Annotated in this window: 24 protein-coding genes; 13 read left to right on the plus strand and 11 right to left on the minus strand. The window is 58.3% G+C overall.

What is annotated here, in order from left to right; translation table 11 throughout:
- Positions 1-123 precede the first annotated feature (123 nt).
- Positions 124-399: a DUF167 domain-containing protein gene (locus ACR0DB_RS04660; RefSeq protein WP_480549247.1), complete on the plus strand. Its 276-nt coding sequence runs from the start codon at positions 124-126 to the stop codon at positions 397-399.
- On the opposite strand, the gene ACR0DB_RS04665 is transcribed toward ACR0DB_RS04660, so the two are convergent.
- Positions 396-635 (minus strand): hypothetical protein, encoded by a 240-nt coding sequence (locus tag ACR0DB_RS04665; protein ID WP_170769820.1) that lies wholly within the window; start codon positions 633-635, stop codon positions 396-398. The genes ACR0DB_RS04660 and ACR0DB_RS04665 overlap by 4 nt on opposite strands.
- A gap of 122 nt (positions 636-757) precedes the next feature.
- Here ACR0DB_RS04665 and ACR0DB_RS04670 point away from each other — a divergent pair, with 122 nt between their 5' ends.
- The 5 genes from ACR0DB_RS04670 (at position 758) to ACR0DB_RS04690 (ending at position 2,691) form a co-directional block, all read left to right on the plus strand.
- Complete coding sequence (locus ACR0DB_RS04670) at positions 758-1,465, plus strand: M48 family metallopeptidase (RefSeq protein WP_480549249.1); 708 nt, start codon at positions 758-760, stop codon at positions 1,463-1,465.
- Positions 1,462-1,830, plus strand: a complete 369-nt coding sequence (locus ACR0DB_RS04675; protein ID WP_170783879.1) for a YigZ family protein — start codon at positions 1,462-1,464, stop codon at positions 1,828-1,830. Before ACR0DB_RS04670 ends, ACR0DB_RS04675 begins: the two co-directional genes overlap by 4 nt.
- A 68-nt stretch (positions 1,831-1,898) precedes the next feature.
- Positions 1,899-2,162 carry a DUF6455 family protein gene (locus ACR0DB_RS04680; protein WP_170769064.1) on the plus strand — a complete coding sequence of 88 codons (264 nt, stop codon included), beginning with the start codon at positions 1,899-1,901 and terminating at the stop codon, positions 2,160-2,162.
- Positions 2,162-2,431 carry a DUF6455 family protein gene (locus ACR0DB_RS04685; RefSeq protein WP_269149751.1) on the plus strand — a complete coding sequence of 90 codons (270 nt, stop codon included), beginning with the start codon at positions 2,162-2,164 and terminating at the stop codon, positions 2,429-2,431. Before ACR0DB_RS04680 ends, ACR0DB_RS04685 begins: the two co-directional genes overlap by 1 nt.
- Positions 2,432-2,433: 2 nt before the next feature.
- On the plus strand, positions 2,434-2,691 hold the full coding sequence (locus tag ACR0DB_RS04690) for a DUF6455 family protein (protein ID WP_480549251.1): 258 nt from the start codon (positions 2,434-2,436) through the stop codon (positions 2,689-2,691).
- Here ACR0DB_RS04690 and ACR0DB_RS04695 read toward each other — a convergent pair.
- Positions 2,688-2,930 (minus strand): CDGSH iron-sulfur domain-containing protein, encoded by a 243-nt coding sequence (locus ACR0DB_RS04695; protein WP_480549253.1) that lies wholly within the window; start codon positions 2,928-2,930, stop codon positions 2,688-2,690. The two genes, ACR0DB_RS04690 and ACR0DB_RS04695, sit on opposite strands and share 4 nt — an antisense overlap.
- 198 nt (positions 2,931-3,128) lie before the next feature.
- Between ACR0DB_RS04695 and ACR0DB_RS04700 the strand changes: the two genes are divergently transcribed.
- Together ACR0DB_RS04700 and ACR0DB_RS04705 are read left to right on the plus strand one after the other, a co-directional pair.
- The gene (locus ACR0DB_RS04700) at positions 3,129-3,317 is read left to right on the plus strand and encodes a hypothetical protein (RefSeq protein WP_170769067.1); all 189 of its coding nucleotides are present in this window, start codon (positions 3,129-3,131) and stop codon (positions 3,315-3,317) included.
- Between the two features lie 126 nt (positions 3,318-3,443).
- Positions 3,444-3,800 carry a diacylglycerol kinase gene (locus ACR0DB_RS04705; RefSeq protein WP_170769068.1) on the plus strand — a complete coding sequence of 119 codons (357 nt, stop codon included), beginning with the start codon at positions 3,444-3,446 and terminating at the stop codon, positions 3,798-3,800.
- 9 nt (positions 3,801-3,809) lie between these two features.
- Here the strand turns inward: ACR0DB_RS04705 and ACR0DB_RS04710 are convergent, their stop codons facing one another.
- Positions 3,810-4,214: a hypothetical protein gene (locus tag ACR0DB_RS04710; protein WP_480549255.1), complete on the minus strand. Its 405-nt coding sequence runs from the start codon at positions 4,212-4,214 to the stop codon at positions 3,810-3,812.
- Positions 4,215-4,323: 109 nt separating this feature from the next.
- Positions 4,324-5,712, minus strand: a complete 1,389-nt coding sequence (gene rimO, locus ACR0DB_RS04715) for a 30S ribosomal protein S12 methylthiotransferase RimO (protein WP_480549257.1) — start codon at positions 5,710-5,712, stop codon at positions 4,324-4,326.
- A gap of 95 nt (positions 5,713-5,807) precedes the next feature.
- On the opposite strand from rimO, the gene ACR0DB_RS04720 reads away from it, so the two are divergent.
- The gene (locus tag ACR0DB_RS04720; RefSeq protein ID WP_480549259.1) at positions 5,808-7,769 is read left to right on the plus strand and encodes an AsmA family protein; all 1,962 of its coding nucleotides are present in this window, start codon (positions 5,808-5,810) and stop codon (positions 7,767-7,769) included.
- Between the two features lie 31 nt (positions 7,770-7,800).
- Here ACR0DB_RS04720 and ACR0DB_RS04725 read toward each other — a convergent pair whose 3' ends face one another.
- The 4 genes from ACR0DB_RS04725 to ACR0DB_RS04740 are packed head-to-tail and all read right to left on the minus strand — an operon-like array spanning position 7,801 to position 12,360.
- Entirely contained in the window at positions 7,801-9,297 is a 1,497-nt protein-coding gene (locus ACR0DB_RS04725; RefSeq protein WP_170783891.1) for a phosphomannomutase/phosphoglucomutase, read from the minus strand.
- Between the two features lie 15 nt (positions 9,298-9,312).
- Positions 9,313-10,146, minus strand: a complete 834-nt coding sequence (gene kdsA, locus ACR0DB_RS04730; protein WP_480549261.1) for a 3-deoxy-8-phosphooctulonate synthase — start codon at positions 10,144-10,146, stop codon at positions 9,313-9,315.
- A 5-nt stretch (positions 10,147-10,151) separates the two neighbouring features.
- Complete coding sequence (locus tag ACR0DB_RS04735) at positions 10,152-11,723, minus strand: KpsE/RkpR family capsule polysaccharide export protein (RefSeq protein WP_480549263.1); 1,572 nt, start codon at positions 11,721-11,723, stop codon at positions 10,152-10,154.
- Positions 11,701-12,360, minus strand: coding sequence for an ABC transporter ATP-binding protein (locus tag ACR0DB_RS04740; protein ID WP_170769075.1), 660 nt, complete (start codon positions 12,358-12,360; stop codon positions 11,701-11,703). The genes ACR0DB_RS04735 and ACR0DB_RS04740 overlap by 23 nt, the downstream gene beginning before the upstream one ends.
- A gap of 223 nt (positions 12,361-12,583) precedes the next feature.
- Here ACR0DB_RS04740 and ACR0DB_RS04745 point away from each other — a divergent pair, with 223 nt between their 5' ends.
- Positions 12,584-13,171 (plus strand): uracil-DNA glycosylase family protein, encoded by a 588-nt coding sequence (locus ACR0DB_RS04745; RefSeq protein ID WP_480549265.1) that lies wholly within the window; start codon positions 12,584-12,586, stop codon positions 13,169-13,171.
- Positions 13,164-13,952, plus strand: a complete 789-nt coding sequence (locus ACR0DB_RS04750) for an SseB family protein (protein ID WP_480549267.1) — start codon at positions 13,164-13,166, stop codon at positions 13,950-13,952. The genes ACR0DB_RS04745 and ACR0DB_RS04750 overlap by 8 nt, the downstream gene beginning before the upstream one ends.
- A gap of 37 nt (positions 13,953-13,989) precedes the next feature.
- Here ACR0DB_RS04750 and yghU read toward each other — a convergent pair whose 3' ends face one another.
- Positions 13,990-14,868 (minus strand): glutathione-dependent disulfide-bond oxidoreductase, encoded by an 879-nt coding sequence (gene yghU, locus ACR0DB_RS04755; RefSeq protein WP_480549269.1) that lies wholly within the window; start codon positions 14,866-14,868, stop codon positions 13,990-13,992.
- Positions 14,869-15,115: 247 nt separating this feature from the next.
- Here yghU and ACR0DB_RS04760 point away from each other — a divergent pair, with 247 nt between their 5' ends.
- The gene (locus tag ACR0DB_RS04760) at positions 15,116-15,634 is read left to right on the plus strand and encodes a YHS domain-containing (seleno)protein (RefSeq protein WP_170783904.1); all 519 of its coding nucleotides are present in this window, start codon (positions 15,116-15,118) and stop codon (positions 15,632-15,634) included.
- A 55-nt stretch (positions 15,635-15,689) separates the two neighbouring features.
- Here ACR0DB_RS04760 and ACR0DB_RS04765 read toward each other — a convergent pair whose 3' ends face one another.
- Both ACR0DB_RS04765 and metF read right to left on the minus strand, forming a co-directional pair.
- On the minus strand, positions 15,690-16,343 hold the full coding sequence (locus ACR0DB_RS04765) for a J domain-containing protein (protein ID WP_480549271.1): 654 nt from the start codon (positions 16,341-16,343) through the stop codon (positions 15,690-15,692).
- Positions 16,344-16,498: 155 nt separating this feature from the next.
- On the minus strand, positions 16,499-17,365 hold the full coding sequence (metF, locus tag ACR0DB_RS04770; protein WP_480549273.1) for a methylenetetrahydrofolate reductase [NAD(P)H]: 867 nt from the start codon (positions 17,363-17,365) through the stop codon (positions 16,499-16,501).
- A 93-nt stretch (positions 17,366-17,458) separates the two neighbouring features.
- Between metF and ACR0DB_RS04775 the strand changes: the two genes are divergently transcribed.
- Complete coding sequence (locus ACR0DB_RS04775; RefSeq protein WP_170769081.1) at positions 17,459-18,364, plus strand: LysR family transcriptional regulator; 906 nt, start codon at positions 17,459-17,461, stop codon at positions 18,362-18,364.
- Positions 18,365-18,419 lie beyond the last annotated feature (55 nt).

Genomic DNA, 18,419 nt, shown 5'->3' on the forward strand with positions numbered 1-18,419 from the left:
TTACATGGGCTTTCTGTATCTGGTTGAGCCTCTGGCGGGTTTCAAGTGCAAAGGGCTGGGCTTGGTGGATCAATTCCATCCCAGGGCCCGCCGTGCAACAGTGTTTTGGGATCGGAGGATGAGATGGCCAAACCTAAACTGCGCAATCTGCCGGATCTGAGCGATCTGACCCACGCGGGGGAAGAGATTGCGGTTAAGGTGACGCCTAAGGCAGCTTCGGACCGGATCACGCGGGATGGGAGTGTAGTGCGCATCCATGTGACCACTGCGCCCGAAGACGGCAAGGCGAACGAGGCTGTGCGCCGCATCCTCGCTGCCGCCATGGGGGTGGCCACGTCATCGCTGAGCCTGAAGCGCGGACATACGGCGCGGGACAAGGTCTTTGTCTACGATCCTTAATCCGGTGTTTCGTGGATTTGGTACACCCCCTCGGGCAAATCCAGCGCAGCGGCCAGATCGCGGACCTGTTCCGGCGACAGCGTGATTTTCTGGACCTGATCGGTTCGAGGATCAAACTGCTCTAGCGTCACGCATTCTGCGAAATTGTTGATCACCACATCCTCTTGCAAAGGCTTTTCGCCTTCGTCCACCAGCGTAATGACCGTCGAGTCGAATTCATGCTCAATCGAAAACATGATGGCAGAGTGCAGGGCGATGTTCCGCTTGGCAACCCGTACTATCGCATTCAACCGGTGGCAGTCCTAAGGGGTCTGCGCTATGGTCAGCCAAACGGCGTGACCGTTTCAAAGGATGATCCATGCACCGTTTGATGTACCTGTTGTTTCCCGTGTTTCTGGCCGCCTGCGACGCCGTTGCGCTGCGGGTTCAACCTGCCGAGGACTGGATACAGGGCGAGGGGGATTTCAGGGTCGAAGCCGCCACTTTCCAGCAGATCAGCCAAAGGGTCGGCGAACAGGCCAGGGTCGAATGTTTGCGACGTGCCAATGTCAAGAATTGCGACTTTACCACATTGGTCGATCTGGACCCGAAAGCCCCTGCCAACGCATTTCAAACACTGGATAAAAACGACCAGCCGGTGATCATTTTTACCCGCGCGATGATCGAATCCGCTCAGAACGCGGATGAGTTGGCCTTTGTGATGGGGCACGAAGCCTCCCATCACATCCTGCGTCATATTCCGCGCCAATCGGTGAATGCACGCGAAAGTGCCGAGATTTTCGGCGATCTGGCGCGATTGGCCGGTGCCGAAGGGGCCGCCGTGGAAGAGGCGCAGAAACTGGGCGCGCGGGTGGGGACGCAGGTCTATGTGCGTGACTTTGAACTTGAAGCTGATGAGCTTGGAACGATCATAACCTTTCGCGCCGGGTATAACCCTTTGATCGGTGCGAAATATTTCGACCGCCTGCCGGATCCCGAAGACAGTTTCCTCAGCACCCATCCCCCCAACGCCAAACGGGTCGAGGTGGTGAAGCAGACCGCCCGCGGGCTTGGGTTGACGCAATGACCGCAGTGAAAAAGCTGGGGGTGATCCTGACGGATCGGGGCTCGAAATACGCAGTATCCGGTGCGCCCGTGTCATCGCGGACCGAGGTCGACGCTGTGCTGCATGCGCTTAAGGCGGATAAATCATATGCCAAGGCCACACATAATACATGGGCGGCGGTACTGCCCACTGGGGCGCTCAAGGCGGACGATGGGGAAAGTGGCGCGGGGATGGTGATCCTGCGGATGATGGAACGGGCCGACGTGCAGAACCACGTCGTGATAGTCACCCGCTGGTATGGGGGCAAAAAGCTGGGCGGGGACCGCTTTCGGCGGGTGCAGGACGCAACGCGAACCTATCTGGATCAGATCGACACCGGGGCTTGACCTGTATCAAGGGCCTGCACCGCCGCATCCGCTAACCTGATCGAAACGCATCAGGGAAAGGGTGCCATATGTCCAACAGAGAGACCCTGAAACATCACGCGGGCCTCGTCGATCAGATGGCAACACGAGTCGGCATCGACCTGGAAGACGCAGCGCTTCGGGGTGATGTCTCGATCGATGAGATATCCGAAGCGGTTCTGCGCTGCACAGGATGCGCCAATCCCGGACATTGCGAAGCGCTGCTGGCGCAAGTGGCGGTATCGCAGGACACGCCGGAATATTGCCGCAACAAAGGCCTGTTCGCCCAGATCAAGCCACGTAAGGGGCGGTGATGCAAACGCTTGGGGCTGTCATGACGCACCTACGGCTTGTCCTGCGCATGGGGCAGGCAACAGGCGCGGACGTGGTTTCAGCGCATCGGCAGGGCCGCTTGAGCCAGGAGGACTGGGCCAGCATGGTACGGGCCTGTCAGGGATGCGCTTGGGCCAGATGCTGCCCCGATTGGTTGGATCAAAACAAGGGCGCGACCCAGGCACCTCGAACCTGCCCGAACCGGGCCAGATTTGCCACGCTTAGGTCCGGGAAAACTCGAGAGGGTTGAGAATGAAAGATATTCTTGGGGACGTCGAAAAACACTTCTGGCTGACGCGATCCGTCGCGCGCTGCATGAACCTGTCCCTGACCGAGGCGATGACCGAAGGGCGTCTTAGCGCCGAACGCTACGCGGAAATGGTCACGAAATGTCGCGCTGCCGATTGCAGTGAGACCTGTGCGATGTGGTTGGCCGAACAGCAGGCCAAGGCGGACAAAGCGCCTGAGTTTTGCGTGAACGCGCAGGCTTTGAACGCGCTGAAACCCTAAAGTTTGGAATGCGAGCCGTCACATAGCGGCGGGTTGGCGCTGTGTTTGCATCCGCAAAAGAACACTTTCTTGTCGGCCTCTGCGGTGTATTTGACCGGTTCAATCCCCGTTCCCTTATGTGAACCGTCACAAAAAGGCTGACGCGAGGATTTACCACAGGCGCACCAGAAATAGTTTTTTCCCTCGGTCACTTCGACGGGATAGGGGGCTTTCTGAGAAATGATCGGTGCGTCTGACACGTGGCTTCTCCGGAGTTTGCTGATGTCTGCTGGTCAGACAGTTTAGCGTCCGATTTCCGTTCTGCCATGGCAGCATGGATTTGCCGTTTTCACATTCACGTGATCAGATTTGTTGCAAAAATGCCAGCGAAGTCGTATTTTGAGACTGGCCCCGAATTTCTGGGCAAAATCAGAAAATTATTAGAAGGAATGACGGACATGAAACTTAGATTTGCCGCCGTTGGTGCGTTTGCTTTGGTCGTTGCAGCCTGTTCTCAGCAGGAAGAACCAGCTCCGGTTTATATTACACCCGAATATGACAAGTTTGGTACGCCAAGCTGTCCGGCCGGAACCGCATTGGCCACGACTGAGGCTGGCCAGACTGTCTGTAACCCGGTCGCGCAATAACAAACCTTCAGGCGGCTCGCGCGCGGGCCGCCTGCTTTCAGATAGATGCCGCCCACTGGGCGGTTTTTTCTTGCCTGTAATTGCCGGTTTGGGCTTTTGTCTGCGAGAGCGCTGTGCAGGGAACACATGAAAAACTTTCTAATCCGTCTAAAACATCGCACAGTCTGGAGCTGGCAAGGGCTGGCCGCGACGTGGCGCGATGAGTACTCGTTTCGCGTATGGGGATGGGCCAACCTGATCTCGGTGGGGCTGGCAATTGGACTACCCCTCAGCGGCGGTATGCGCGCGTTGATTGTCATCATGGGAATTTTGGTTCTGGTCGCCGAACTATTCAACACGGCGATAGAACGGGCCGTGGATCACACATCTACAGACCACAACACTTTGGCCGGCCAAGCCAAAGACGCCGCCAGCGCAGCGGTTGCGCTGACGGCCATTGCCGCTGCGGTGGCATGGATGGCGGGTCTTGTGGCTATGCTCTGACGGTCGTCATTACTTGATTCGATACCGCCCGTACCCGCGATGAGATCTGTGATACCGGAATCCTCGATAAGATCTTTGATGCCGGAATGCGTGTTTCTTCGGCACATAGTACCGATGGTAACGTTTCTTGCTGTGTTTGAACTTCGACCGGTGGTGCTTTTTGACCGGCTTGGCATGATGCACCTTGGTTTTCGCGACCGGCTTGTGGACCTTTTTCTTATACACTTTGGGCGCAACGAAGTGTTTGTGGACACGATGTTTGCCGCGATAGTGGATGCCAAAGGATTTCCCTCCGACCAGCGTGAACTGAGCCGTGCTGCCCGAGCGCACTTCTGCAAAAGCAGGCGCTGCAAATAGTTGTACCGCCAGGAGCGCGACGGCGCATTTCGTTGCGAAAGGACGCAATTTAGACATGGTAACCCTCCTTTTTGGACGTGTTTGGGTTCTGTCTAAATCTGGGGCCTGATGCGGGGGATCGCCAATAAACTTGGCTCACGCTTGCCCTATCGGTGGTTACATTGCCTCAGCGCAGCGTGCCCCACAGGTCATATTCCCCAGCCTCGTCCACCTCGACCGAGACGATGTCGCCGGGTTTGAGGTCTTCGAACCCTTCGTCGACGAACAGGTTGCCGTCAATTTCGGGGGCGTCGGCCTTGGTGCGGCAGGTGGCGGCCTCGTCATCGACCTCATCCACGATCACGTCCAGCGTTTGTCCAACCTTTGCGACCAGCTTTGCCTCGGATATCGCCTGCGCCTTTTCCATGAAGCGTTCCCAGCGGTCCTGTTTGACCTCGGCCGGGACATGATCAGGCAGATCGTTCGAGCGCGCCCCGTCCACGTTTTCGTACTGAAAGCAGCCAACACGATCCAGCTGCGCCTCGTCCATCCAATCCAGCAAAGTCTGGAACTCGGCCTCGGTCTCACCGGGATAGCCGACGATAAAGGTCGAGCGCAGGGTGATATCGGGGCAGGTCGCGCGCCACGCGGCGATTTCGTCTAGCGTTTTGGCCGCCGCCGCCGGGCGTGCCATACGTTTCAGAACGTCTGGATGGGCGTGTTGGAATGGAATATCCAGATAGGGCAGCACGTTGCAGCCCGCATCGGCCATCAGCAGAATCAACTCGCGCACATGCGGGTAGGGGTAGACGTAGTGCAGGCGCACCCACGCATCGAACTGACCCAACTCGCGCGCCAGATCGGTGATGTGGCTGCGGACCTCGCGATCTTTCCACGGGTTCACGTCATATTTGCGATCCAGCCCATAGGCAGAGGTGTCCTGAGAAATCACCAGCAGCTCACGCACGCCATTGTCGACCAGCTTTTCGGCCTCACGCAGCACGGCGTGGGCGGGGCGGCTGGCCAGTTTGCCGCGCATGTCAGGGATGATGCAGAACTTGCACTTGTGGTTACAGCCCTCGGATATTTTCAGATAGCTGTAGTGGCGCGGGGTCAGTTGCACGCTGGCGGCGGGCAGCAGGTCTACAAACGGGTCGGGATCGGGTGGAACGGCTTGATGTACGGCGTCCAGCACTTGTTCGTATTGATGCGGCCCGGTGACGGCCATGATGCGGGGGTGATGCTCGCGGATGTAATCCGGTTCGGCACCCAGACAGCCGGTGACAATGACCTTGCCGTTTTCCACTAGTGCCTCACCAATCGCGTCCAGCGACTCGGCCTTGGCGCTATCCAGAAACCCGCAGGTGTTCACGATCACGGCATCTGCGCCTGAATAATCGGGCGAAATCCCGTATCCTTCGGCCCGCAGGCGCGTCAGAATACGCTCACTATCCACCAAAGCCTTGGGGCAGCCCAAAGACACCATACCAATGGTGGGCTGGTTCGGACGGGGCGTGTCGGTGATCCGGGCGGCAGGCGCCAGGTCGGGGCGGAGGTTCGGCGGGTTCGTGGTCATGGCGCGGCATATAGTGGGGAACGCTTCCCCTTGCAAATGGCCGCTGGGCTTAGAATGATAATTTCAACGCATAACAAAAAGCAAAGAGCGGTAAAATGAAGTGGCTGGTGCGCATTCTCTTTCTCATCGTGGCCGTGATCGGGCTGGTTATCGGGGCCTTGCTGATGATGCCCGGCGACAAGCTGGCGCGTATCCTGGCCGAGCAGGTCAAGGCCGAAACGGGCCGGGATCTGACCCTGACAGGAGATGTGAAACTGTCATTCTGGCCAGTGCTAGGGATGGAGACCGGGCCTGTGACGTTCAGCAATGCCCCTTGGGCCGGGTCCGAGCCGATGCTCAGCGCGGATCATCTGGCCGTTGGTGTGGATGCGGCGGCGTTGATGTCAGGGGATTTGCGTATCCGGCGGGTGATTGCGGAAAACCCGACGCTGCGGTTGGAACTGTCTGACGGGCGCGGCAATTGGGAGTTTGGCGCGTCAGCGCCTGCGGCGGCGTCCTCGGGATCTGGCACCTCTGCCGCCCCGCAGGGGCAACCGGGTGTCGTAACGCTGGATAGGCTGGAATTAACAAATGCGCGTCTGCTCTATCTGGAAAACGGGGCGGTGACGTTCGATTTCTCGCAAGTCGACCTGTCGGCAAGCTGGCCCGAGGTCACTGCACCGCTGTTGCTAGAGGCGAAAATGGCGGTGCCGGGGGGCGCGGTTGAGGTGGATATGAAAATCCCCGATCTGCCCGCTTATGCAACTGGCGCGGCCACCCAGTTGGATCTGTTGCTGCGCGCGCCCGGGGGTGAGGTCGACTTTGACGGTCGCGTGAATCTTGCCGGAGAGATGGACGGTGACCTGCACCTTAAAACCCAAAATACCGAGATATTGCTGGCCGCTTTCGGACAGCCTGGTACAGCCGTGCCTTTGGGGCTGGGTCGCCGCGCGGAACTGGTCGGTCGTATGACCTATACGCAAGACGGGCGTCTGTCGGTGCGTGAATTGGTGGCGCAACTGGACGACAACCGCCTGACCGGCGAGGCGGATATCGTGATCTCGGACCCACCACAGATCACCGCGCGGTTTGACGCGGGCGATTTGGATCTGTCCCGATTCAACGAGTCTAATGGAGGCTCGGGCGGTGGTGGCGGCGGCGCTGCGCCAAGCCAATCCGATGGCTGGTCGACCACACCGATTGACGCCTCGGCGCTGGCTTTGGCGAATGGGCAAATCCGGCTGAAGGCGAATTCGATAGCAGTGCCCGACCTGACCCTTGGTCCCAGCGATCTGACTTTGAATCTGGACCGGTCACGCGCGGTGTTGCAGATGAACCCGGCCACCTTGTTCTCGGGTCAGTTGACCGGTCAGGTCGTCGCGAATAACCGCAACGGGCTGTCTGTCGGTGGCAACATGAAGGCAGACGGGATCGACATCCAACAGGCCCTGATGACGCTGGCCGATATTGACCGATTGTCCGGCACGGGCACCGGTTCGTTCGAGTTTCTGGGCGTTGGGCAAAGCGAGGATCAGATCATGCGTTCACTCAGCGGCAAGGGTCGCGTGGATGTGGGGCAGGGGGTGATCAACGGGTTCGACCTGGACCGCCTGATGGGGCGGGGCGAAGGGTCAGGCGGCACTACTGTGTTCAACAGTCTTGCCGCTAGTTTCACCATTGATCAGGGTGTTCTCAGGAATGATGACCTGCTGATGTCACTGGATAATTTCCGTGCCGATGGCGCCGGTCGCGTCGGCTTGGGCGAGCGCAATATCGACTATCTGTTCACCCCCACAGCGTTGCGGGCAAATTCTGGTCAGGGCCTGTCGGTGCCGGTTCGCATTGTCGGACCGTGGAGCAACCCGACGATCAAACCCGACTTCAGCAAAGTGATCGAAGCGGCCGCCGAGGGCAAAATCAAAGAGCTTGAGGAAGACGCCAAACAACAGGTGCTGGACAAGGTCAGCGATGAGCTTGGGACTGCCGTGACAGACACCGAAAGCATCGAGGATGTGGTGAAGAACAAGTTGCAGGAAGAGGCCACGAAAGGGTTGCTGAAATTGCTGGGCGCGGATTGAGCGGCGGGGCGCAACACGCGCCCCAAAGGCCCTAGATTGTCTGGTCGTAGTCGCCCACGCCGGGTTCTGTTCGGATGACAGCGTCGATATCGGCGAATATCGCGCGCATCTCATCCTCGCTTTCGCTGCTTTCGCAGACCACAACCAGATTGGGCGTGTTCGAGGACGCCCGCACCAGACCCCAGCTGCCATTGTCCAGAATGACCCGAGCGCCATTGACGGTGACGACCTCTTTGATCGCGCGTCCGGCAAAGGAATCTCCCGCCTCGGATTTGGCCACCAGCTTGTCGACCAGTCGGGCGAGTATGTCATATTTCTCGGTATCTGCCGCATAGGGCGACATGGTGGGCGTCGACCATGTCTTGGGCAGGGCCTTGCGCAGATCGGACATACTCTGATCGGGGTTGCGGTCCATCAGTTTGCAGATCTCAACCGCCACGCGCATGCCGCAGTCATAGCCACGCCCGATCGGTTCAGCCAGAAAGTAGTGGCCCGACTTCTCGAACCCGGCCAGCGCATTGATTTCCTTGACCCGGCGCTTCATGTGGCTGTGTCCGGTTTTCCAGTAATCTGCCTTGACCCCACGGGCCTGCAACTGCGGATCACTTGCGAACAGACCGGTTGATTTCACATCAGCCACAAAGGTCGCGTTCGGGTACAGTTTGGCCAGATCGCGAGCCATGATCACACCGACCTTGTCGGCGAAAATCTCTTCACCTTCATCATCGACAACACCACACCGGTCGCCGTCGCCGTCAAACCCCAGCGCCAGATCGGCACCGCTGGATTTCACGCTGTCGGACATGTCGTGCAGCATCTCCATCGCTTCGGGGTTCGGGTTGTAGTTGGGGAACGTGTAGTCCAGCCGGTTGTGGCTGGGCACAACCTCGACCCCCATTCGTTCAAAAATCTCGGGCGCAAAGGCCGAGGCGGTGCCGTTCCCGGTGGCGCAGACCACTTTCAGCGGACGAGACATTTTGAAATCGCCGACCAGATCGTCGATATAAGCCTCTTTCACACCATCCACGAACTCATACGAGCCACCCTCATGAGGTTGTCCTTCGCCATTCAGGACGATGTCGCGCAACTCCGACATCTCATCAGGGCCGTGGGTCAGAGGACGCTCGAACCCCATCTTGACCCCGGTCCAACCGTTGGGGTTGTGGCTGGCTGTGACCATCGCAACCGCAGGCACGTCCAGATGAAACTGCGCGAAATAGGCCATGGGGCTGAGCGCAGGGCCGATATCCTTGACCTGAATGCCGGCCTGCATCAGCCCCAGGATCAGTGCGTTCTTGATGGCCAGCGAATAGTCGCGGTAGTCGTTTCCCACCGCGATCACCGGTGCAATCCCGCGCCTGCGCATCTGCGTCCCAAGCCCCAGACCCAGCGCGGTCATGCCGGGCAGGTTGATTTCCTCGGGGTATTTCCACCTGGCGTCATATTCACGGAAACCCGTGGGTTTGATCATGGCATCGCGCAGAAAGCTCCAGGTGTTCGGGGTCACCTCGGGGATTGGTTTGGTCATAGAAAATCTCAATCGTTAAATCTGAATGGGGTTTGCCTTGGCCAGCGCATCAAAGCGCATCAATGTGTCAATGAGTTGCGGCATCTGGTCAAGGTAGATCATGTTGGGGCCATCGCAGGGCGCATTGTCGGGGTCCTGATGGGTTTCCATGAAAACGCCAGCCACGCCCACAGCAACGGCCGAGCGCGCCATGACGGGTGCAAACTCGCGTTGACCTCCGGACGCGCCACCTAGGCCGCCGGGTTGCGCCACCGTGTGCGTAGCATCCATGATCACTGGATACCCGGTGCGCCCCATTTCCGGCAGCGACTGCATGTCGACCACAAGGCGATTGTAGCCAAAGCTCACGCCACGCTCGGTCAGCATGATGTTGTGGTTGTCGGTGCTTTCGATCTTGGCGGCGACGTTTTGCATATCCCAAGGGGCCAGGAATTGACCCTTCTTAACGTTCACGACCTTGCCGGTTGCACCCGCAGCTTTCAGCAAGGCGGTCTGGCGACACAAGAATGCAGGGATTTGAAGGATGTCGCATACTTCGGCCACGGGCGCGCACTGCTCTTTTTCGTGCACATCCGTGGTGACTGGCACCCCGATGCTGTCCTTGACCGATTGCAGAACGGCCAATCCTTTGTCCAAACCCAAAGCAGGGGCGGCATTTACAGAGGTCCGGTTGGCCTTGTCGAACGAGCCCTTGAAGACATACTGCGCGCCCGCGGCATCGCAGGCCTCTTTCATTTTGCCGGCGATCATCTGAGCATGATCGGCGCTTTCAAGCTGACAGGGACCGGCAATGATTGTCAGAGGCAGATCATTGCCGACCGTGAGATCGGAGATTTTTACATGTTTCATGTGTCTTACGAGGATACCTGTTCACGAAGGACCGACGCGGTAAGCGAGATCAACAGGTAGATACCAGCAAACAACAGGAATGCCAAAATCGTATTTTCGAATTTCCTCGGATAGGTCGGATCCTGGCTGGGAACCGGGTTCACTGAGACGGTCAAATACCGCACCTTGCGGTTGGCCTCGGTCCGGGTGGTTTCCATTTGCTGCATGGCTGCTTGCAGCATCATGTCCCGTGCGGCCAGATCAGCCTGCGCAGTCTGGATTCGCAAGGTCAGACGCACCAGCGAGTTTTCGCCAGCCGAGACATCCAACATCTCGGCGTTCAGCTCCTCCAGCACTTCTTCGAAGCGCGCAATTTCGGCGCGTACACCGTCCACTTTGGCCTGATTGGGCCGCAGATTGTCTAAAAGCGAAGCCAGTTGCAGTTCTTTATCCTGCAATTGCGCCTCAAGCGTGTTTATTCGGCCGCGTAGGCCGGCAAGCACGTTTTCTGGGTCTAGCAGAGCGCCTTGCAGCTGCGCTTCGATCAGGGCTTCCTGCGCTTTGTTGCGTGCCTCCTGCGCCAGTTCGAAACTGGCCACGGCGTCGCGCATCTGGTCTTCGCGTTTCAGTTCGGACAGTCCGTTGATGGTGTCTTCGGCATAGGACAGCAACCTGTCCGAGATCGCGACTGCGATATCAGGTGTGGGCGCGGCGACCTCCATGCGGATGATGCCGTCGCTGGGGTCATAGCCGATGGTGATCATCCGCATGTACAGCTTGTGGGTCTCTTCCAGACTTGCGTCGGGCGACAGACGCTGGATCGGATCAATCCAGTCCTGTTTGAATATCTCGGAAAATCCCATATCGCGCTCAAGCCGTAGCAGAGCGTCCTTGGATTCCAGAAATTCCTGCGTGGCAACCGAATCCTGCGCGGTTGCGTATTGGGTGCCCGCCAAGAAACCTCCGAATGAGGCTCCGCCGCCATCCGCTTGAAGTATGGAGAAGGCCGAATCGCTGGCATACATCGGCGTTGCAAAGCGATAGAAATAAGTCCCGACCACAAGCGTCGGCAGCAATACAAACACTGCCAAACGCGCAAACAGAGCAAACAGTTTGCGTCTGCGGCGGCGCGCGATGTCCTTCTGAATTTGCCCGATCTCATAGTTGCGCCGTTCCGCGGGGCTCATCTCGGGGCCGGGCAGAGTTTCGGGCGATTGCAGAAAGGGCTGAGGCAGTTGGATCGTCACCTTGTCTTTGGTTTCATCTTCGACACGCTTTTTCTCGGCGGCAAGGTCCAGCAGACTGCTGCGTTCGAATGGGTCGATACCCTTTTTGCGCAACAAGCGCACAGCATCATAATCCGAGTCCGCCTCGATCCCGTTTTTCTGCGCCAGCTTTCGCGCAATGCGAAGCTGCCGACCGGTTAGCCCCTCAGCCTTGATCTTTTCCAGCTCAGAGGTCTGTGCATCATTGGCCGCCTCGGGTGGTTGCGTCGCTTTGCGAATGCGTGAGATCGCGTCGGCGCGGGCCTCGGCATCTGCCGGACCCTGACGTTTGCGTCGCCAGTTGTATATTCTAGCCTTGGGTTTGGTAGTCATACAGTTGTTTTGCCTCTTCCAAGGAGTCGAACACATGCAGTTGCCCATCGACAAGGACAGCGGCCTGCTGTGCAAATTTTTCTAACACGGTCGGGTTGTGCGACACGATCACCAATGTCGTCGTCCGAAGCCTTTCTTGCAGGATATCCCCTGCTTTTCTGTTAAATTCGACATCCGTCGTGGCGGGCATGCCCTCGTCAATCAGGTACATGTCGAAGTCCAGCGCCAGCATCAGCGCAAAAGTAAACCGCCCCCGCATCCCCGAGGAATAGGTCGCCATCGGTTGATCGAAATACTCGCCCAGACCACATAGCCACTTGCAATAGGCTTCGACATAGTCGGGGTCCATACCATAGATCTTGGCGATATAACGCGCGTTTTCCAGTGCCGACAGTTTGTTGGCCACGCCACCCGTAAACCCCATTGGAAAGGACACCCGGCAGGATTTGCGGATGACGCCTTCGTCCGGCTTTTCCAACCCCGCCATCATGTTGATCAACGTGGTTTTGCCCGTCCCGTTCGGGGCGAGAATGCCGATTGAGGTGCCAAGTTCGACCCGGAACGAGACCCGGTCCAGGATTACCTTGCGGCGTGTCCCGGTCCAAAAGGACTTACTGACATTCTCGAACTCAAGCATTTTGGGCCTGTCTGCTTATTCTTGCCGCAGCCGGACGGCGTGATCTCATGACTCATGTCCGGCCATGTTGGCGGCATTATGTCCAGTTTTGCACATGATGATCAATCCGCGCTGCCGCAGGCTGTTGTTATTGTGACTTTTCCATCTGTTGGTTCTCGCCACTGCGGTGACTATCTTTGTTGCCAGGTGTCAACCAATGTGCTTCAGGAAACCTTGCGATCTGATGAATTCCCTCGAAAAAGACATCGCCGCCTGCAGAATCTGCGCCGACAGGTTTGCCGCAACCGAAACGGCGCATGAACCACGCCCGGTCGTCTGGTTTCGGCAAGGTACCCCGATCCTGATCGCAGGGCAGGCGCCGGGCGCGCGGGTTCATGCCTCGGGCCGTCCGTTTACGGACCCCTCGGGGGATCGTCTGCGCGACTGGTTGGGGATCGGGGAAGAGGTGTTTTATGACCGCGCTCGTGTCTCGATCGTGCCGATGGCCTTTTGCTTTCCGGGCTATGACGCGCGCAAGGCCGATCTGCCGCCGCCACCGATCTGCGGGCAGACGTGGCATGACAAGGTGATGCAGACGCTGGGTGATGTGCCGCTGACTGTGTTGGTCGGGGGGCATGCGCATAAATACCACCTCAAGGCGCGCGGGTCCGTGACCGAGACGGTACGCAACTGGCAGGACCATGCGCCGCGCGTCTTTTCCTTGCCTCATCCGTCATGGCGGAATACGGCATGGATGAAGAAAAACCCGTGGTTCGAGGCCGACCTTCTGCCGGTCCTGCGCGCGCGGGTGTACGAGGTTCTGAATGACTGACATGACCGCTCTGGACACGGCCCATTCCGCGATGGAGGCCGCGCCGCAGGACGATGCCGCGCGGTTGCGGTTCTTTGAACGTTTAGCGGATAGCGAGCTGTTCCTGTTGCTGACGGAAGAGGCGCGCGATGAAAACATCTCGCCCGAGCTCTTTGAGGTAGCCGATGGCCGCTTTGTTCTGGCGTTCGACCGCGAGGATCGTTTGGCGCGCTTTGCAGAACGCCCTGTTCCCTATGTCGCCCTGTCAGGGCGGGTGTTGTCGAATATGTTGGCCGGGCAGGGCATCGGATTGGGCCTGAATCTTGAGGTCGCACCGTCCTCGATGCTGATCCCGTCCGAGGCGCTGGGCTGGTTGGCGACCACCTTGCAGCACGCGCCGGAAGAGGTGCAGCAGCACTTGTCGGAATTCCTGCCCCCTGTTGGTTTGCCTGATGAACTGCTGACCGCTTTGGACGCCAAGCTGGCAACGGCGGTGGGTCTCGCGCAATCCGCCTATCTGGTCGGTACCAAGACATCTGAGGGGGGTACCGGCCACCTTCTGGGCTTTGTCGGCGCAATTGATGGGGCCGAAGCGGCTTTGGCCAAAGCCGCGTCCGAGGCGCTGACTTTTTCAGGGATCGAGGCGGGCGCAATGGATGTTGGTTTTTTTGCAGCCCACGACACCGCCGCGTCCGCTCTGGCGCGGGTGGGGCTGAGGTTCGATTTACCGCAGCCGACAACGCCCGAGGTCCAGCGGACCGCGCCGGGCAGTGACCCGGAAACCCCGCCGATCCTCAGATAAATCGGGCCTCACCAGATCCCGGCGAGGCCCGACGGGTTTATTCCGCAGCAGCTTCTAGCTTGTCCTGCGTGCGGGTTTCAAAGTCGCTGGCTTCGTGGCGCTCATGAAGCTGCAAGTGCTTTTCGCCAAACGGGCGGTTCACCATGCGTCCGCGCAGAACGGCTGGGCGAGCTTCGATCGCTTTGGCCCAACGCATGACATTTCCATAAGACTCGACGTCCAGGAATTCGGCCGCATCATAAAGGCGCCCTAGGACCAACTGTCCGTACCAGGGCCAGATGGCCATGTCGGCAATGGTATAATCTTCGCCAGCGATATAGGTGTTTTCCGCCAATTGCTTGTCCAGAACATCAAGCTGACGCTTGGTTTCCATTGTAAAGCGGTTGATCGGGTATTCGAACTTCTCGGGCGCATAGGCGTAGAAATGGCCAAACCCGCCGCCCAGATAGGGCGCGCTGCCCATCTGCCAGAACACCCAGTTCATCACTTCGGTCCGCTCAGGTCCTGAATTCGGCAGGAAGGCGTCAAATTTTTCGGCCAGATGGAACAGGATCGAGGCGCTTTCGAAGACGCGCACTGGCTTGTCGCCGGATCGGTCCCACAGCGCAGGGATTTTCGAGTTCGGGTTGGCGTCGACAAAGCCGGACCCGAACTGATCGCCTTCGCCGATATTGATCAGCCACGCATTATATTCGGCACCTTCATGACCCAGTGCCAGCAATTCTTCCAGCAGCACCGTGACCTTCACGCCGTTTGGCGTGGCCAGCGAATACAGCTGCAAGGGATGGCGGCCAATGGGTAGATCCTTGTCGTGGGTCGCACCGGCGATGGGGCGGTTGATATTGGCAAACTGCCCGCCATTCTGACTGTCCCATGTCCAGACCTTCGGGGGGGTATAGGTCGATTGCTCGCTCATCTCTTGCCTTTCTCAGCAAATCTGGGGTGAATTGTCCGTCCGTCACAACAGCTAATATTGCAAAGCGCCGAGTCCAACCCCGGTTGTTTGCTTCTTTCTGTAACATTCGGCAGGAATAGTCTCACGTTTCTTCATTCGACGTCACAGGCCCGCGAGCAGGACTGCTCTGTCGGCTGGAATCACCTATTGTCTGAGCAGACCCGGAACACGGGTGCCCCTTAAACCTGAGGACAAAAGGACGACCTATATGAAACGATTTGCCCTAACCGTTGCTGCAACGCTGGCTTTCGCTGTTCCCGCATTTGCTGGGGACCAGTATGTAGACGGTACCGGATTCGCTGTGTCGGGTTACGATGTCGTGGCCTACCGCAGCCTGGATCAGGCCCCGGTTGGTCAGTCCCAGCCAGAAGGTGTGCGTGGCCGTTCCGACATCACCGCAGAATATAACGGTGCGACATGGGCGTTCTCGACTGAAGAGAACCGCGACAAGTTTCTGGAAAACCCCGCCTATTACGCACCGGAATATGACGGGCACTGTGCCTATGGTGTTTCGCGCGGCGGTAAGGTTCCGGCAAACCCGAACCTGTGGCGCATCGTTGATGACAAGCTGTACCTGAACATCACCGATGTAGTTGTTGGGTTCTTTGAAGAAGACATTCCGGGCAACATCAACCTGGCCGAAGGCAACTGGCCGGGGATCGAGCCTGCGAAAGCATCGACTGCAGTCATTCCGAAATTCACTTCGAAAGGCCCGATCTCGAACTAAGGGTCCACTCACAGAAAAGCCCGGCTGTCATTTGCCGGGCTTTTTTAAGTTTTGATCAGCTTGCCAGGCAGAATTCGTCTCGTATCTGCTTACTTGCATCAAAGCGGATACGCACGCTTTTGGCGCCGGGGAATTTGCGATCGCGGATTGTATCTGGAACGACAACCTCTCCACCGCCGGTTTCCTTAGCCTGAAAGCTCAGCACTTCGGTTTCGGTACGGCGTGCACCAGCTAGAACCGAAGTGGGCAAAGCCACCCGGTTTTGCCCCTGCCGAACGGGCGAGGACACGAAATAGGTCAGGTTACGGCCATGAAAGCCGACCGCCTCGGGGATGTGATCGGAATCGGCAATCGAGTCAGCGGTGCAAGTCTCGTCCGCGCCGCTGGCACCTCGCGGAAGCGCTTTGTTCAAAAGCGTCCGGCAGGCATCGATATCGGTAATATCCAGCGAGATGACCCGCTTGCGCAATTTCGGACGTCGTGGTTTGCCGGGCTGCGCGCCCTTGCTGACCAAACCTTCCAGCCGCAACAGGTCATAGGCTTCTTTCGCACGGGTAAATTCCGAGCTGTCGCCCCTGGTTCGATCAGAATGCACATTGAACGCAATGTTGCGCCACGCTTGTCTGATATCCTCAGAACCGGCGGTCTGATCTAGGCCAAGGGCGGCCAACGCCGCAGCGCGGGCCTTCATCTTTTCAACAGCTTCCATACCCAAAACACTCGTTAAACAACAACGTGCTCTTAGTGTTGGGATGGCCGCATTTTTGTCAAATTTGATGATTTTTTGAGGCTAAACGTAGAACAATCCCGCCATGCACTGCGGGATTGTTCTGGTGTATATGCTTGTGAGAGCCGACTTTTCGCTCAGGCCACGTTTTGCAGATCGGCTTTAGGCGTAATGCCCAAGGCGAAACAAACGTCGCGGGTCAATTCGGGGCGATTCAGCGTGTAGAAATGCAGCTTGTCCACACCGCCCTCGATCAAATCCGAGCAGAGCTCGGTGCACAGTGCGGTTGCCAGCAAGTCTTCGCGGTCGTCGCGGATCGCCTTGTCAAAAGCCTGTTCAACCCACGCGGGGATACGTGTGCCGCAGCGTTTGGCAAAACTGCGCGCGCCCTTCCAGTTCTCGATGGGCAGGATGCCCGGCACGATGGGCTTGTCGATGCCCGCCTTGGCGCACGCATCGCGGAAGCGAAAGAACGTCTCGGCCTCGAAAAAGAACTGCGTCAGCGCCTCGTCGGCTCCCGCGTCCAGCTTGGCTTTCAGCCAGTCAATGTCCGTACGGGCGCATTGGGCCTCGGGGTGGATGTCGGGATAGGCACCCACGCGGATGTTGAAGTTTCCAGTGTCAGCCAGTGCCTTGATTAGCCCAACCGAATTGGCAAAACCTTCCGGGTGAGGCACGAACTTTTCCTGTCCTTTGGGGGGATCGCCGCGCAAGGCCACGATGTCCCGCACGCCTGCTTTTGCAAAGGAATCGGCGATTTTCAGGGTTTCTTCGCGCGTGGCATCCACACAGGTCAGGTGCGCGGCAACCGGCAGGCCGGATGATTTGTGCAAGGTGGCGACCGCGTCGCGAGTCAGCTCACGTGTTGTGCCGCCTGCGCCGTAGGTGACCGAGACGAATCGGGGCTCAAGTGGGGCGAGCGTTTGAACCGTATCCCAAAGGCGGAACGAAGCTTCGAGCGTTTGGGGCGGGAAGAACTCGAATGAAATCTCAGGTTGGGTCATCATGGCCTCGCATATTCCAGTTGTGGGTCTTGTGCCATGTGACGCATTGTGAGACAAACTCATATTCCTCAAGAACAACATGAGTTCCATTGAATGCATATCGAATTTCGGCACCTGCGCACAATCAAGGCGATTCATGAGTGCGGCGGGTTGGCCCGCGCGGCGGATCAGTTGAATATCACTCAGTCGGCGCTGAGCCATCAGATCAAAGGTCTTGAGGATCAGGCCGGCGTGGAATTGTTCCTGCGCCGCTCCAAACCGATGAAACTGTCTGCGGCGGGGCTGCGCCTGTTGCGGCTGGCCGAACAGATTCTGCCGCAGGTCGAAGCGACGCAGCAGGAGTTCACCTCGCTGCGCGATGGGCGCACTGGTCGAATGCATATCGCCATCGAGTGCCACGCCTGTTTCGAATGGCTTTTCCCGGTGCTGGAGTCCTTCCGCAAATCCTGGGGCGATGTGGATGTCGATATCCGCCCCGGTCTGGCCTTTGATGCCTTGCCGGCCTTGCAAAAAGAAGAGGTCGATTTGGTTGTATCGTCCGACCCCGAGGACCTGCCGGGGGTCGAGTTCATCAAGCTTTTCGACTATGACGCGGTGTTCGTTGCGGCCTCGGCCCATCCATTGGCGCAGAAGGAGTTCATCGAGGCCGAGGATTTTCGCGGCCAGACCCTGATCACCTATCCGGTCGAACGCACGCGTTTGGATGTGTTCAGCCAGTTGCTGATCCCCGCGCGGGTCGAACCGGCCGCGATCCGGCAGGTGGAACTGACGGCGGTTATCCTGTTGCTGGTCGCCTCGAACCGGGGGATTTCGGTGCTGCCAGACTGGGTGGTGAGGGAAGTGAAGTACAATTCAGACTATGTGACCCGCCCGCTGACCAAGGATGGGATCACCCGTAGCTTGTATGCGGCAGTGCGGGCTGAGGACCTTGAAAAACCCTATGTGCAGGAATTGATCGACCTTGCCGGAACCGAGGCGCGCAAGCTGCAATCGCAATAGGCGCGAAACGCGGGTCTGCTATGCGCATCAAGCCTCTTGGCAAGGGCGCATTGCA

Source organism: Ruegeria sp. AB6 (assembly GCF_056542685.1).

Bases quoted from the DNA above. Each gene is read 5' to 3' on its own strand.
- ACR0DB_RS04660 (WP_480549247.1), top strand. From the start codon at position 124: ATGGCCAAACCTAAACTGCGCAATCTGCCGGATCTGAGCGATCTGACC.
- ACR0DB_RS04665 (WP_170769820.1), bottom strand. From the start codon at position 635: ATGTTTTCGATTGAGCATGAATTCGACTCGACGGTCATTACGCTGGTG.
- ACR0DB_RS04670 (WP_480549249.1), top strand. From the start codon at position 758: ATGCACCGTTTGATGTACCTGTTGTTTCCCGTGTTTCTGGCCGCCTGC.
- ACR0DB_RS04675 (WP_170783879.1), top strand. From the start codon at position 1,462: ATGACCGCAGTGAAAAAGCTGGGGGTGATCCTGACGGATCGGGGCTCG.
- ACR0DB_RS04680 (WP_170769064.1), top strand. From the start codon at position 1,899: ATGTCCAACAGAGAGACCCTGAAACATCACGCGGGCCTCGTCGATCAG.
- ACR0DB_RS04685 (WP_269149751.1), top strand. From the start codon at position 2,162: ATGCAAACGCTTGGGGCTGTCATGACGCACCTACGGCTTGTCCTGCGC.
- ACR0DB_RS04690 (WP_480549251.1), top strand. From the start codon at position 2,434: ATGAAAGATATTCTTGGGGACGTCGAAAAACACTTCTGGCTGACGCGA.
- ACR0DB_RS04700 (WP_170769067.1), top strand. From the start codon at position 3,129: ATGAAACTTAGATTTGCCGCCGTTGGTGCGTTTGCTTTGGTCGTTGCA.
- ACR0DB_RS04705 (WP_170769068.1), top strand. From the start codon at position 3,444: ATGAAAAACTTTCTAATCCGTCTAAAACATCGCACAGTCTGGAGCTGG.
- ACR0DB_RS04710 (WP_480549255.1), bottom strand. From the start codon at position 4,214: ATGTCTAAATTGCGTCCTTTCGCAACGAAATGCGCCGTCGCGCTCCTG.
- rimO (WP_480549257.1), bottom strand. From the start codon at position 5,712: ATGACCACGAACCCGCCGAACCTCCGCCCCGACCTGGCGCCTGCCGCC.
- ACR0DB_RS04720 (WP_480549259.1), top strand. From the start codon at position 5,808: ATGAAGTGGCTGGTGCGCATTCTCTTTCTCATCGTGGCCGTGATCGGG.
- ACR0DB_RS04725 (WP_170783891.1), bottom strand. From the start codon at position 9,297: ATGACCAAACCAATCCCCGAGGTGACCCCGAACACCTGGAGCTTTCTG.
- kdsA (WP_480549261.1), bottom strand. From the start codon at position 10,146: ATGAAACATGTAAAAATCTCCGATCTCACGGTCGGCAATGATCTGCCT.
- ACR0DB_RS04735 (WP_480549263.1), bottom strand. From the start codon at position 11,723: ATGACTACCAAACCCAAGGCTAGAATATACAACTGGCGACGCAAACGT.
- ACR0DB_RS04740 (WP_170769075.1), bottom strand. From the start codon at position 12,360: ATGCTTGAGTTCGAGAATGTCAGTAAGTCCTTTTGGACCGGGACACGC.
- ACR0DB_RS04745 (WP_480549265.1), top strand. From the start codon at position 12,584: ATGAATTCCCTCGAAAAAGACATCGCCGCCTGCAGAATCTGCGCCGAC.
- ACR0DB_RS04750 (WP_480549267.1), top strand. From the start codon at position 13,164: ATGACTGACATGACCGCTCTGGACACGGCCCATTCCGCGATGGAGGCC.
- yghU (WP_480549269.1), bottom strand. From the start codon at position 14,868: ATGAGCGAGCAATCGACCTATACCCCCCCGAAGGTCTGGACATGGGAC.
- ACR0DB_RS04760 (WP_170783904.1), top strand. From the start codon at position 15,116: ATGAAACGATTTGCCCTAACCGTTGCTGCAACGCTGGCTTTCGCTGTT.
- ACR0DB_RS04765 (WP_480549271.1), bottom strand. From the start codon at position 16,343: ATGGAAGCTGTTGAAAAGATGAAGGCCCGCGCTGCGGCGTTGGCCGCC.
- metF (WP_480549273.1), bottom strand. From the start codon at position 17,365: ATGACCCAACCTGAGATTTCATTCGAGTTCTTCCCGCCCCAAACGCTC.
- ACR0DB_RS04775 (WP_170769081.1), top strand. From the start codon at position 17,459: ATGCATATCGAATTTCGGCACCTGCGCACAATCAAGGCGATTCATGAG.